Source organism: Pseudomonas sp. NFX71 (assembly GCF_048079215.1).
GTDB classification, from domain to species: domain Bacteria; phylum Pseudomonadota; class Gammaproteobacteria; order Pseudomonadales; family Pseudomonadaceae; genus Aquipseudomonas; species Aquipseudomonas fluorescens_B.
On the sequence record NZ_CP182230.1, the window covers coordinates 4,762,288 to 4,775,263 of the forward strand.

The window sequence follows — 12,976 nt, forward strand, 5'->3', positions numbered from 1 at the left end:
ATAGTAGTCTACGCTCATCCCGAACGGCTTGTCGATGGTCGGTAAACGGCGGTGGAAGAACCTGTCGTGTCATTGACCCAAGAGGCAACGTTGACCAGGCCCGGGGTCTTTTGCGCTTGACGCAACATGACGTTGCGTCCTGCCCATATTCTCTGGAGGGGGAGTGCCGCCTATTTTGTTGACCTGACAAACATCAATGCGAGTGATCTTTCCTTGGAGAGTCACCGCTGTCGAATCTCAGGAGTTTATGGAATGGGCGCTTCTACAAGTAGTACAGCAACGACGATACAAAAAACTTCAATGACCAGAGGGCTGGTACTTCTGTTCGCGTTTTGTTGCGGAGCCATCGTGGCCAACATCTATTACGCACAACCGATCATCAGCTTGATCGCCCCGGATATCGGCATGTCGAATGGCAGCGCGAGCTTTATTGTTTCGCTGACTCAGATTGGCTATGCACTCGGATTGTTTTTCCTGGTGCCCTTGGCGGACCTGGTAGAAAACCGCCGACTGATGGTCGCGACGATCGTGATTACGATCTTCAGCCTGGTCGCCGCCGGCCTGGCCAAGCAGCCGAGCGTGTTTCTTGTCGTCTCGGCACTCATCGGTTTCAGCTCGGTCTCCGTGCAAATGCTTATCCCGTTGGCTGCGCATCTGGCTCCGGAAGAATCTCGCGGCCGGGTGGTTGGCGGGATCATGGGGGGCTTGCTGCTAGGGATTCTGCTTGCGCGGCCGCTGTCGAGCCTGGTGGCTGATCATTTCGGCTGGCGAGCCGTGTTTATCGGGGCGGCTGCCTTGATGCTCATCATCTCCATCGTGATCGCCATGACCATGCCCAAGTGGCAGCCGGCCCATCGGGCGTCGTACGGTCAACTGCTGATGTCCCTTGGGCAACTGTTTTGCCGCGAGCCGGTATTGCGTCAGCGTGCGCTTTATCAGGGGCTGATGTTTGCGGCGTTCAGTTTGTTCTGGACTGCGGTGCCGCTGGTATTGAGCCGTGAGTTTGGCCTCACGCAAAGTCAGATCGCGATGTTCTCTCTGGTTGGCGCCATCGGTGCAGTCGCCGCGCCTATAAGCGGTCGACTCGCTGATGCCGGACACACTCGACGTGCCTCACAGTTGGCCATGGTGTTGGGCGTTGTGAGCTTCCTACCGGCCTTCATCAATCCCCTTTACGGTGTGATTGGTTTGGCGGTTACCGGTATCGCGCTGGATTTTGCGGTGCAGATGAACATGGTGCTGGGCCAACGAGCCGTCTACGCCCTGGGCACGGCGAACAGAGGTCGTCTGAATGCGTTGTACATGATCAGTATCTTCATTGGCGGCGCAATCGGTTCCTCGGTGGCCAGTTCGCTTTATGAACACGCCAGCTGGTTGGCTGTTGCAGCGGTGGGTAGCGCTTTGTCACTGATCGCTCTGGTCGCCTTTTCGATGGTTTCTCGTCGAGCCGGGCAGGCTCAATGAGACTCCGCGGCAGTCAAGGAGTGTCATGGACAAGTTGCTCGCGTTGAAGATGTTCGTCCAGGCTGTGGACTCGAAGGGCTTTTCTTCTGCCGCTCGGCAGTTGGGCCTGGCGACGTCTTCCGTGACCCGGATGATCGATGGGCTGGAGGCGGAACTGGGGGCGGTTTTGCTTAACCGCTCCACGCGTCAGATATCGTTGTCAGATGCCGGGGCCGCTTACTACTTGAAAGCGCGGGAGGTATTGAGCGCAGTAGCCGAAGCGGATGCTTCAGTCACTGACCGTGGGGAAGTGCCCGCAGGGCATCTTCGTATTTCCGTCCCGGTGGCGTTTGGACGTCGTCTGATTGCGCCTCATATCGCCTCGTTTTTGAAGCGTTACCCGCAACTCGTGCTGGACATGACGCTGTCTGACGACATTGTCGAATTGCTGGGCGAGCGCGTCGATCTGTCGATCCGATTGGGCTCGGCAGCAGCGATGGATGGTGTCGTCAGTCGTCCCGTCGGCCATTTCAGACGTCGGGTGGTTGCCAATGCTGAGTACCTGAAGACCCGTGGCTTCCCTGAACATCCCATGGACCTCTTGCAGCATGAATGCATGCGCTTCAGTTACGGCCCAAAGCAACAGGTCTGGACTTTCCTGAACGACGGTGAAGAGACTCGGGTACCCGTGGAGGGGCGCTTTAAAAGCAACAATGCGGAGGTTTTGCGGGAGGTCGCAATGGCGGGCGGCGGGGTGGCTTTGTTACCTGACTGGCTCGTCGATGATGATATTGGGGGTGGTCAATTGACGTCGTTGTTCGAGTCATTTGTTGTCAATCCGAACGATGCGAGTTCGGCCATCTCTGCGCTGTATCTCCCCAATCATCGTGGCTCCCGGCGCGTCAATGCGTTTATCGATTTCATCAGCGAATTGCTGGGGCCTGAAGGCTTGTCGCAGAGCTGATTGCGCCTGATAAATCGGGTTCATAGCCAGCGCATTCTTTTGTTTTGTATGATGCCTCGATGAAGCTCTAGTGAGGCGTTATGCAAGACTCAAAAAATGTGGACGAGAAAGAGCCTGGAAAATCAGCCGACTCCGAAGGCCTCGTCAAGTCGACGACTCGACGCCTTTCGCCAGAGGTCAGGGAAAAGCAGATTGTGCAGAAAGCCATCGAGCATTTTGCAACGTGCGGATTCTCGGGGAGTACCCGTGAGCTGGCGCGACAACTTGACGTTACCCAACCCTTGCTCTATCGATATTTTCCTAGCAAAGAGGCCTTGATAGACCGTGTCTACGAGGAGGTCTATCAGTGGGATACCGAGTGGGAGGCGATCATCAAGGATCGTTCGGAACCCCTGCAGCCTCGCCTGGTTCGTTTCTATACTTCATACGCAAGCGTGATTCTGCGGCGAGAATGGATTCGTATCTTCGTATTCGCCGGGCTGACACGTGAAGGCATCAACGATCGGTATCTGGCTAAATTGCGTGAGCGCGTCTTCATTCCTGTCATTGCAGAAATTCGCCATGCTCATGGATTGGCGCCGTCCTCAGGTGAAACGATCAATGAAAAAGAGCTTGAGCTGATCTGGAGTTTGCATGCCAGCATTTTCTATATCGGCGTGCGCAAATGGATTTACGATCTTCCAGTGACTGAGGACATTGATGCGCAGATCGAGCAGATGGTCGATGCGTTCCTTAACGGCAGTCCCCACGTCCTGCAGCAACTCGATAACGACCTCGGCGAGAATTGATCGGCTTCGATCCGAATGAATTGTTCCCCTTTTCCTGCCCCCTGATCTCCTGCTTCGACCCTCTTTTTTGTCGACCACTCATCACCTGTTTCAGCCTTCAGCTGAGCGGGTGGTGAGGGTCGTTATCGCGTCTGTTTGCCCTGCAAAAGCCCTTTCCCAACGCCTGAAGCGTGTTCTCTTTCAGCGACGCCGCGACGTCGTTCCGGTCAGTCCTGCGAAAATTTGATCCTCCAGCTATTGCCTTCAATTTCGTCAGGTCGTATTGTTTATCAAGTGATAAATAAATACAAAAACAGTTGGAGGCACCATGCACGTCCTGAAGCTCGCTCATTACTCGATCCGGTCGTTCGACCTGGAGAGGTCCAGTCGATTCTATGAAAGGGTGCTCGGTTTCAAGCCTGGCTACCGGCCGCCGTTCGATTTTCCTGGCGTCTGGTTGTACATGGGAGGGGACGAGGAGGACTTTGGCACCGTCCACATCATCGGGATTGATCCCTCCAACCCCGAAGGTCTGAAGAAGTACCTTGGTGACAAGGACATCCCGCTGACCGGCACTGGGACTGTCGACCACATTGCGTTTCTGGTAACCGGCCTGGTTGAGTTCTGGAACGTCTTCAAGACCGAGGGCATTGCCTGGCGTGATCGCACCGTTCCGAGCCTCGGCCTGCATCAGGTGTTCATCGAAGACCCGTCTGGCGTCACCATCGAGCTCAACTTCCCGGCCTCCGAAATTGAAGCAGTCGGTTCTTACACCGCCCATGCGGCAGCGACTGCGGGAGTACGCTCATGATCGATTCATTGAACAAACCCCGCGCCATTGTCGTGGGCGGCTCGCTGGGTGGTCTGTTTGCAGCCAATATGCTGTTGCGCAAAGGTTGGGATGTCGAGGTCTTCGAACGCGTTCCGGATGAGCTTGCCGGGCGTGGCGCAGGCATCGTTACACACCCTGAATTGTTCGAAGCGATGGCCGCAGCGGGAATTCCCCTCGATGCATCCGTAGGTATCGATGTGCGTTCACGGGTCACGCTGGCCCAGGACGGTGATGTCGTACTTGAGAACGTGCTCCCACAGACGTTGACCGCCTGGGGGAAAATGTATCAGGTGCTTCGCGCCGCATTTCCGGATTCGCTGTATCGCTGCGGTGGTAGCGTCGTCTCCGTTGAAAGCACTGAAACTCATGCCAGCGTCACATTGGCTGATGGTACGACTCACCAGGCAGACGTCGTTATCGCGGCGGATGGATTTCGTTCGACGATTCGCCAGCATTTTTTACCTGACGTGCACCTGCAATATGCCGGCTATATCGCCTGGCGTGGGTTAGTGGATGAAAGTGTCCTGTCTGATTCTGCCCACGCAGCCCTGTTCGATAAATTCGCGTTTTGCTTGCCTCCGCACGAACAGATCCTGGGGTATCCCGTTGCGGGGCATTCCAACAGCACCCGTGTCGGGGAGCGTCGTTACAACTTTGTGTGGTACCGCACCAGCGACGATGACGATTTGCGCGATTTGCTGAGGGATGAAAGCGGCAAGCAATTTGAAGGCGGTATCCCTCCGGCGCTGATACGCCGTGACGTGCTCGACACTATGTACGAATCCGCAGAGACCTTACTTGCCCCGCAGTTTGCGGAAGTCGTAAAGAAAGCGGCTCAGCCGTTATTCCAGCCGATTTACGATCTGGAAGTACCGAAAATGAATTTCGGACGTGTCGCTTTACTGGGCGACGCGGCATTTGTGGCGCGTCCCCATTGCGGGATGGGTGTTACCAAGGCGGCCGGTGATGCCTTGGCAATCGTCGAAGCACTTGAGCGACATGCATCCGTGGAAGAGGCATTGGCGGACTACAGCGAGCAACGCTGTCGTTTCGGGGCATCGATTGTTCAACATGCCAGGCATCTTGGTGCCTACATGCAGGCGCAACTGAAGAGTGAAGAAGAGCGCGAAATGGCTGAGTTATACCGGACTCCAGAAGCCGTGATGCGTGAGACCGCAGTGCCGGTGAAGTTTTAATTCAGCCACACGCCCTTTGCAGGAGACAACCATGGAACATGCATATCCGCGAGACGGTGGCCCAGCCATGTCCGCTAATCAGGTTGATGACACACTTCAAAACCCGATTCTCGAAAATCCGCAGTTTCGTGCGCTGGTAAAGCAGCGACGAATATTTTCGTGGATCATGACGGCGCTTATGCTGGCGGTCTATTTCGGCTTCATTCTTTCTCTGGCCTTTATACCTGCCCGTTTGGGTACACCTATCGTCGAAGGGCAACCGATGACCTGGGGTGTGCCGATTGGCTTTGGAATGCTCGCCTTCACGATTGTTCTTGTTGCTGTCTATGTATGGCGCACTAACACCTGCTACGACCCTGAAATAAAAACAATCATCAGGAGTTTCAACAAATGAAGCGTCTACTCATTGCAATCTCCGCCGTCCTTGCCTCGGTAGCGGTCTATGCGGCCGATGTCCCTGCCGCCGCACAAAAACATAATCCGATTGCCATCGGCATGTTTTTAGCGTTTGTCATTTTCACTCTGTTTGTCACGCGATGGGCTGCACGTAAAAACAATAGCGTTGCCGATCACTATGCAGCAGGTGGAAAAATTACCGGTTTCCAAAATGGTTGGGCAATCGCTGGAGACTACATGTCTGCGGCGTCTTTGCTGGGCATCTCCGCGTTGGTTTTTACCAGTGGTTTTGATGGGCTGATCTACTCGATCGGGTTCCTTGCCAGCTGGCCGATCATTCTGTTCCTGATTGCAGAGCCATTGCGAAACCTGGGGCGCTACACCCTGGCGGACGTACTTTCCTATCGGCTGAAACAACGACCCATACGTGCTTTTTCGGCGTCCAGTTCGATCGTTATCGTTCTGCTTTACCTGGTTTCTCAGCTGGTAGGCGCCGGAAAACTGGTGGAGTTACTGTTCGGCTTCGATTACACCGCGGCAGTACTTCTCGTGGGTACGCTGATGGTTATCTATGTGTTCTTTGGCGGGATGCTGGCGACCACCTGGATTCAGATCATCAAGGCAGTCTTGCTGCTGACCGGCTGTGTCTTCATGGCGTTCATGGTGTTATCCGAATTCGGATTCAGCCTGAACCAGCTGTTCACGCAAGCGACCGAGGTTCATCCCTCCCATGTAGCAATCATGAGCCCAGGCGGTCTGATTACCGACCCGGTGTCTGCCATTTCCCTGGGACTGGCATTAGTCTTCGGCACGGCAGGTCTTCCACACATTCTCATGCGGTTCTTCACCGTCGGTAACGTCAAGGCTGCGCGCCAAAGTATTCTTTATGCCACGGGTCTTGTCGGCATAGGGTACGCACTGATCGTCATTATCGGCTTCGGCACCATCGCCCTGGTTGCCAGTAATCCTGCCTATCACGATGCATCGGGCGCAATAGTGGGCGGCGTGAATATGGTTGCGATACACCTCGCACACAACGTCGGCGGAAATGTCTTCCTGGGGTTCATGTGTGCAGTATCGTTCTCGACGATATTGGCAGTCGTGGCGGGGTTGACCCTTGCCGGCTCTTCTGCGGTTTCTCATGATCTCTATGCGCATGCCTTGCGCCGTGGCACCGCCACTGACCGTGAAGAAATGCGTGTCTCTCGTGTGACAACCATCGTTTTAGGGGTGTTGTCGATTCTCCTGGCGATTGCTTTTGAAAAACAGAACATCGCCTTTATTGTGAGCCTGACGTTCTCCATCGCCGCCAGTTCCAATTTCCCAGTGCTGTTGTTGTCGATTTACTGGAAGGGCCTGACGACACGCGGCGCTGTGATTGGCGGATCGCTGGGGCTGGTATCGGCAATCACCCTGTGCATTCTCAGTCCGACGGTTTGGGTCAAGATCCTGCATCATCAGCAAGCCTGGTTCCCGTATGAATACCCGGCCCTGTTCTCAATGGCTGTCGCATTTATCGGCATTTTCTGGTTCTCCATCACCGATCGTTCCGCCAGTGCTGTCAGTGAGCGCAATCGATTTGAAAATCAGTTGGTGGATTCTGAATTGGGTACGCCGGCGACATGGAAGGCGCAGTTGAACGCTGATTAATTCGGATTATTAATATTCACATTAAATAGTTGCTGCATGAACGTGCAGGACTTGTGAATAACTACGCCTGAAAAACACTGAAAAGTTTGTAAAAAAACAATAAATCTCAACTTGGGTGCGAACCAATGAAGTGTACTTTGACTGTTGCAGCAGCCCTGTGTGTATTGGCGCAGCAAGCCCATGCGGGGGGCTTCATCGAAGATAGTAAAGCTGCGCTCAAACTGCGTAACTTCTATATCAATAGCGATTACCGAGACTCAGCAACACCCGCTCAGAAAGCAGCCAACCAGAGTTATCAAGCGGAGTGGGGCCAGGCCTTTCAGCTCGAATTCATCTCGGGTTACACCCCGGGGCCGGTAGGTTTCGGAGTGGATGCGTTGGGCATGCTGGGCGTCAAGCTGGATTCAAGCGCCGGCAAGCATGGCAATCCGACGGGCACGAACTACGGTGGCATCGTGTTTCCGAGTGACGGCGATCATGCGGTTGACGATGTCTCCAACCTGGGCCTGACCGGTAAAATGAAAATATCCAAGACCGAGCTGAAGCTTGGAACGCTGGTGCCGAAACTGCCAGTGATCTTCAGCAATGACGGACGTTTGTTGCCGCAAACCTGGCAAGGGACCCAAGTGACTTCGGCCGATATCAAAGACCTGACCTTGGTGGGCGGGCAAATTGATAAGGTGAAGGGACGCAACTCCAGTAACAACGAAAACATGTCCATCGCCGGTGCTAATAATGCTGTTACCGGTCGTTTCAGTAATAAGTTCATCTACGCCGGTGGCGATTACAAACTGACTAAAGATCTGACCTTGCAGTACTATTACGGCAATCTGGAAGATTTTTACAAGCAGAACTTTTTCGGGCTCATTCACAATTGGGCGATAGGTCCTGGCGTACTAACCAGTGATCTTCGCTACTTTAATAGTGAAAGTGATGGTGCAAACGGCCATGATCCTGCGTATTTCACGACAGGTTACTACGGCGGCAATACCTTGAAGGGTGAAGTCGACAATGATTTGTACAGTGGGTTATTTACCTACGCGGTTGCGGGTCACACCTTTGGCGCAGGTTATGAAGTAAGCAATGGTAAAAGTGACTTTCCGTATTTAAACCAGGGTGACGGCCCGACCACTTATACCATCACGGAGATGCAGATTCAGAAATTCGTACGTGCAGGCGAGAGGTCATGGCAAGCCCGTTACTCTTATGACTTTGCAACACTGGGCTTGCCAGGTGCGACGGCGGGTGTTGTGTATGTTAAAGGCGATGGTATCGATACCGTTGCCTCCAGCAATTCCAGTGAATGGGAGCGTGATATTACGCTGGCCTACGTCGTGCAATCGGGCCCCCTCAAAGGTTTGGGTGTCATGTGGAAAAATGCAATGGTGCGAAACAATATCCCGAACACCCGCCAGCAAGATGAGAACCGCGTGATTATAAATTACCAATTGGCATTGTTTTAATGTGTCAGGTTGCTCACTTCAGAGCGGTGATGTCCGGAACTTTAAAACTCGGCGGGCCCGTGCGGTTTATGGCTGGCTGCCGCAACTGACAGGCAGCACTTTAACGAGTGTTGCGTGTACATGTCGTTCTCTTCCAACGGCGTGTTTTATTGAAGAGCAACATTTCCCTTGATGGGGGTAGGGCGGTGCAAGTGATCCTTGACCGCCCTTTTTTTATTCTGAAGCGGGATAGATCATGATCCCAGTGCATCCTGCCAGCCACGTCGTGCCAGCGGCAGATCCAGCAAGCGCTTGCCGGTGGCATCACTGATTGCATTGCCCAACGCCGCAGCCATGGGGCCCTGGACGATTTCCGCAGCACCAAGAAAAGGCTGGTTCGGCTGATCAATCATGTGGACCTCGACCCGTTGCGGCAACTCGGGGAAACGCATGATCGGATAACCGCTCCAGTCGAAGCTGTGCATGCCAGTGGCGTCATAGAGGATGCGTTCATAGAGCGTCCAGCTGGCGGACTGCACGATGCCGCCCTGGATCTGATTGAGCAGCCCATCGGGGCTGACAATTTGCCCCACATCGACGGCGGTGACGACGCGATCAATCGTTATCTGCCCGGTCTGGCGCTGCACATGCAACTGCACCGCGATCGCACAGTAGCCCATGATGTTTTTATAGCGGGCGAAGGCGAAGCCGATCCCGCTGCCGGGGCCGGTTGCTTTTTGCGGCCAGCGGAACTCACTGGCCACGCGCTCCACCACCGCGCGAGCTCGCGGATCGGTCAAGTGATTCAAGCGAAACTGCACCGGATCCACGCTGGCCTGCGCCGCCAGTTCATCGACGGTGCTCTCGATGGCGAACACGTTGATATGGGCACCGAGCGAACGCATGGCCGAGGTCCTGAATGGCATGGTCAGAACGAAGTTCAGATCGACCTTCAGGTTGGGTATCTCATATAACGGCACCGCGTTACGGTCGCCGTCGCCCTCGGGTTGGGCAATCGGGATCGAAGGGGCAGGGGTGAAGGGGCTTGCCAGGAGCCAGGCCGGCAACAGGCGCCCGGCATTGACGATGCGCTCGTTGTGCGGAGTACTCCAGAGTTCGTATTTCCAGTCACGAAGGCGTCCGCTGTCATCCAGTCCTGCTTCCACGTCGGCAAGCATCGCCGAGCTGTAGGGCTCCCAGAGATTTTCCTGTTCGCGCATCCATTGCAGCCGTATCGGCTTGCCGGGTATGGCCATGGCGATCAGCGCGGCATCGGCGGCGGCGTCATCCGCGCCGTTGTGGCCATAGCAACCGGAGCCTTCGGTGTGGATGCAACGCACCTGAGTCGCTGGCAAGCCGACCATTTCGGCGATGCCCGCGCGCAAAGGATAGACACCTTGAGTGTGGGTCCAGACGGTCAGTGTTCCGTCCTTGAACCAGGCCACCGCGCAGGACGGTCCGATGGAACCGTGCATAAGGTACTGTTTGGTCACCCGTGCCTTGTAGGCACGCGGTGCAGGTTGCGCGAGGTTTCCTTTGGCGCTCACCGGGTAGCGCCGCGCTGGCAACTCGGTAAGGAGTTGATGGATGTGTGTCGAGTCGGGCAGCGGATTCCCTTCTGTCCAGCGGGCAGTGGCGTAGCCCTCGCGCATGGCTTTGACCGCCAGCCATTCATCCGTGGCGACCACGGCGAGGTAACTGCCGTTGCGGACCAGTTTCACCATGCCGGGGAGTTTTTTGAGGGCTGTCTCGTCGATGTCCAGCAACTGACTGCCGCGCCGGGGTGGACGTATCACACGGGCATGCAGCATATCCGGCAGGCGCATGTCCTGCACATACGCCGCACCGCCGCTGACCTTGGCGGGAATGTCCAGCCGAGGCAGTGACGTGCCGATCAGGATGAAGCTGTCGGCTGGCTTGAAGGGGGAGTTGGCCGATGCAAAGCGATGCAGTTGAACCCCGACAACCGCTTGTGCGTAGGTCATGCTGCGGCCTTGCGCATCGTAGATCACGGCGTCCCGCGTGCTCAGGCTATCGACTTTCTGTTGCCATTGTCGTGCCGCAGATTCGAGTAATAGCTGACGTACCTGGGCCGCGGCATTGAACAACGCAGTGCCGCTGTCGACCATCGTATGGCTGCCGGCGGTATAGCCTTCATTGGGCGTCAGCGCGGTGTCTGCAGTGAGAAAACGGATGAGCCCGGGCGACACTTCCAGGCGCTCGGCAGCGATCTGCAGCAGCGCAGTTTTGACGCCGGTGCCCAGTTCCACTTTGCCGGTGTAGACCGTGATGCCATCTTTCGCGTCAATGCGGATCCAGGCGTCCAGATAGGGTGTGGCCCGCAGGCTGCCCGGCAGGTCAGGCGCCAGGATTTGCGTGCCCAAGGTGTCCACTTCGGTGTCAGCGAAGGCGCGCGGAATACCGGGAAGCATCGCGAACCCCATCACCAATGCTCCGTTTATCACGAAGGCGCGGCGGCTCAGATTGACGTCTTGCTTTAAGGTTTTCATACCTTGGTTCCCTGCTCGATGACCGACTTGATCGCGGCGAGGATCCGCACATGGGTGCCGCAGCGGCACAAGTTGGGCGCCATGTGGCGACGGATCGTTTCGTCGTCCGGCTGAGGGTTGGTCTCTAACAAAGCCTGTGCCCGTACAATCATCCCCGCGATGCAATAACCGCACTGGGCCGCCTGGACGTCGATAAACGCTTTTTGCAACGGTCCCGGTTGGTCGGCGCTGCCCAGACTCTCCACGGTACGCACTGATTTTCCCGCCAGCGCACCGCACGGTGTCAGGCATGAAAAAACCGGTTTGTCGTTCACCAAGACCGTGCATGCGCCGCATTGACCCAAGCCGCAGCCGTATTTAGCGCCATTGAGCCCTACCTGGTTGCGCAAGGCATACAGCAGCGGCATGTCTTCCGGGATGTCCAGTTCATGAGTCTTGCCGTTGATGTCGAGTGTGATCACGGTTGCTGCTCCTGTGCCCGAATGCTCTTGATAGTGTTCTCCAAGTCCTTCCAGGGCCTGGTCGCGCAGCTCTCGTTGCGCAGATACCGGGCAATTGCAGCCACATCGGCATCGTCCAGGCTATGGGCGAAGGCCGGCATGTAGTGGCTCGCAGCGGCGGTGGACATCGGAATGCCTTGCAGGATGGTCTGGATCAAATTGCGTGGCGATTCGGCCGTCACTGCCGAAGTGCTGGCCAGAGCAGGTCTTGATTCAATGACACGCATCGGTGCGGCACTGCCGTGGCAGCTTGCACAGGCACCTTCGAACAACGAGGCGCCGGCAAGTGCGACGGCATCGGGCTTGGGCTCAGAGATGCAAGGCGGCAATGGCGCCTCCGAAGAGGTTTTTTTCAGGTCGAGAATGTACTGCGCAATGGCATGGGCATCTTCTGCTGGCATCTGCGCGATGCTCAGGCTGACCGGTAACATCGGGCCTGCCGCTGCGCCATGTCCTTCGGCGACCTCGCCCGTCAGGTAGGCGACCAACTGGTCTTCATTCCAGGGATGTTCCGCCGTGGCCATTCCGCGCAGGGCAGGGGCCGTCCAGCCATCAACGACACCACCGTTGAACAGCTCGCTGCTTTTCTCCCCGCCAATCAGATTCAGCGGCGAATGGCAGGACGAGCAGTGCCCGGCGCCTTCGACCAGATAGCGTCCACGGTTCCAGAGCGCTGAGCGGTCTGGCAGTGGTTGCAGCGGCTCACCATGCAGGAACAACAGGTTCCAGAAAGACACCAGCGGACGGAAGTTCATGGGGAAAATCATGTGGTTTTCAGGGGCGGTGTATTTCACCGGATCCACGCTCATCAGGAAGGCGTAGGCATCCGCGATATCGGCATTGCTCATCTTTCGGTAATGCACATAGGGAAAGGCCGGATAGAGAAAATGGCCGTCGCGCGCGATGCCTTCGCGCATAGCCCGCTCAAAGGCGTCCAGCGACCACTCGCCGATACCGGTTTCCCGGTCCGGGGTGATGTTGGTGGTGAAGAGTGTTCCGAAGGGCGTTATCAGCGGCAAACCACCCGCCATGTAAGCACCCCCTGGTCGCGTGTGGCAGACCGCGCAGTCTCCCGCTTCGACAACGCGTCGTCCCCTGTCCATGGATTCGCGGCCTGCACTCTGATGCTGACTGGCGACGGGAATTTCCGGCCTCCACATCATCCAGAAGGCGAACCCTGTCCCCACGATGCCGATTGCCAGAATGGCACCGATGATCGTCTTGCGCTTCATCGCCTTACCTCGCCTGAGTTAACGACAGATTTTTCAATCCGCCG

The 12,976-nt window shown here is 56.1% G+C and carries 11 protein-coding genes; 8 read left to right on the plus strand and 3 right to left on the minus strand.

The window, feature by feature from the left end:
- Nucleotides 1–252 precede the first annotated feature (252 nt).
- From ACM1ZW_RS22345 to ACM1ZW_RS22380, 8 genes are all read left to right on the plus strand, one after another.
- Nucleotides 253–1,464, plus strand: a complete 1,212-nt coding sequence (locus ACM1ZW_RS22345) for an MFS transporter (protein WP_414879869.1) — start codon at nucleotides 253–255, stop codon at nucleotides 1,462–1,464.
- Nucleotides 1,465–1,489: 25 nt separating this feature from the next.
- Nucleotides 1,490–2,407, plus strand: coding sequence for a LysR substrate-binding domain-containing protein (locus ACM1ZW_RS22350; protein WP_416739373.1), 918 nt, complete (start codon nucleotides 1,490–1,492; stop codon nucleotides 2,405–2,407).
- An 80-nt stretch (nucleotides 2,408–2,487) separates the two neighbouring features.
- Entirely contained in the window at nucleotides 2,488–3,195 is a 708-nt protein-coding gene (locus ACM1ZW_RS22355) for a TetR/AcrR family transcriptional regulator (RefSeq protein WP_017339255.1), read from the plus strand.
- Between the two features lie 307 nt (nucleotides 3,196–3,502).
- On the plus strand, nucleotides 3,503–3,985 hold the full coding sequence (locus tag ACM1ZW_RS22360) for a VOC family protein (protein WP_414879809.1): 483 nt from the start codon (nucleotides 3,503–3,505) through the stop codon (nucleotides 3,983–3,985).
- Nucleotides 3,982–5,202, plus strand: a complete 1,221-nt coding sequence (locus tag ACM1ZW_RS22365; RefSeq protein WP_017339253.1) for an FAD binding domain-containing protein — start codon at nucleotides 3,982–3,984, stop codon at nucleotides 5,200–5,202. Before ACM1ZW_RS22360 ends, ACM1ZW_RS22365 begins: the two co-directional genes overlap by 4 nt.
- 31 nt (nucleotides 5,203–5,233) lie before the next feature.
- Nucleotides 5,234–5,596 carry a DUF485 domain-containing protein gene (locus ACM1ZW_RS22370; RefSeq protein WP_416739374.1) on the plus strand — a complete coding sequence of 121 codons (363 nt, stop codon included), beginning with the start codon at nucleotides 5,234–5,236 and terminating at the stop codon, nucleotides 5,594–5,596.
- Entirely contained in the window at nucleotides 5,593–7,248 is a 1,656-nt protein-coding gene (locus tag ACM1ZW_RS22375) for a cation acetate symporter (RefSeq protein ID WP_017339251.1), read from the plus strand. The genes ACM1ZW_RS22370 and ACM1ZW_RS22375 overlap by 4 nt, the downstream gene beginning before the upstream one ends.
- Nucleotides 7,249–7,373: 125 nt before the next feature.
- Nucleotides 7,374–8,711 carry an OprD family porin gene (locus ACM1ZW_RS22380; RefSeq protein ID WP_416739375.1) on the plus strand — a complete coding sequence of 446 codons (1,338 nt, stop codon included), beginning with the start codon at nucleotides 7,374–7,376 and terminating at the stop codon, nucleotides 8,709–8,711.
- A 233-nt stretch (nucleotides 8,712–8,944) separates the two neighbouring features.
- On the opposite strand, the gene ACM1ZW_RS22385 is transcribed toward ACM1ZW_RS22380, so the two are convergent.
- Genes ACM1ZW_RS22385 through ACM1ZW_RS22395 form a run of 3 tightly spaced genes read right to left on the minus strand, consistent with a single transcriptional unit; the run spans nucleotide 8,945 to nucleotide 12,932 of the window.
- Nucleotides 8,945–11,200 carry a molybdopterin cofactor-binding domain-containing protein gene (locus tag ACM1ZW_RS22385; RefSeq protein WP_416739376.1) on the minus strand — a complete coding sequence of 752 codons (2,256 nt, stop codon included), beginning with the start codon at nucleotides 11,198–11,200 and terminating at the stop codon, nucleotides 8,945–8,947.
- Nucleotides 11,197–11,661: a (2Fe-2S)-binding protein gene (locus ACM1ZW_RS22390; protein WP_017339248.1), complete on the minus strand. Its 465-nt coding sequence runs from the start codon at nucleotides 11,659–11,661 to the stop codon at nucleotides 11,197–11,199. Before ACM1ZW_RS22390 ends, ACM1ZW_RS22385 begins: the two co-directional genes overlap by 4 nt.
- A complete protein-coding gene (locus ACM1ZW_RS22395; protein ID WP_414883590.1) occupies nucleotides 11,658–12,932 on the minus strand; it encodes a c-type cytochrome in 1,275 nt (424 codons plus the stop codon). The genes ACM1ZW_RS22390 and ACM1ZW_RS22395 overlap by 4 nt, the downstream gene beginning before the upstream one ends.
- Nucleotides 12,933–12,976 lie beyond the last annotated feature (44 nt).

Coding starts and splice junctions, on each gene's coding strand:
- ACM1ZW_RS22345 (WP_414879869.1), top strand. CDS start 253: ATGGGCGCTTCTACAAGTAGTACAGCAACGACGATACAAAAAACTTCA.
- ACM1ZW_RS22350 (WP_416739373.1), top strand. CDS start 1,490: ATGGACAAGTTGCTCGCGTTGAAGATGTTCGTCCAGGCTGTGGACTCG.
- ACM1ZW_RS22355 (WP_017339255.1), top strand. CDS start 2,488: ATGCAAGACTCAAAAAATGTGGACGAGAAAGAGCCTGGAAAATCAGCC.
- ACM1ZW_RS22360 (WP_414879809.1), top strand. CDS start 3,503: ATGCACGTCCTGAAGCTCGCTCATTACTCGATCCGGTCGTTCGACCTG.
- ACM1ZW_RS22365 (WP_017339253.1), top strand. CDS start 3,982: ATGATCGATTCATTGAACAAACCCCGCGCCATTGTCGTGGGCGGCTCG.
- ACM1ZW_RS22370 (WP_416739374.1), top strand. CDS start 5,234: ATGGAACATGCATATCCGCGAGACGGTGGCCCAGCCATGTCCGCTAAT.
- ACM1ZW_RS22375 (WP_017339251.1), top strand. CDS start 5,593: ATGAAGCGTCTACTCATTGCAATCTCCGCCGTCCTTGCCTCGGTAGCG.
- ACM1ZW_RS22380 (WP_416739375.1), top strand. CDS start 7,374: ATGAAGTGTACTTTGACTGTTGCAGCAGCCCTGTGTGTATTGGCGCAG.
- ACM1ZW_RS22385 (WP_416739376.1), bottom strand. CDS start 11,200: ATGAAAACCTTAAAGCAAGACGTCAATCTGAGCCGCCGCGCCTTCGTG.
- ACM1ZW_RS22395 (WP_414883590.1), bottom strand. CDS start 12,932: ATGAAGCGCAAGACGATCATCGGTGCCATTCTGGCAATCGGCATCGTG.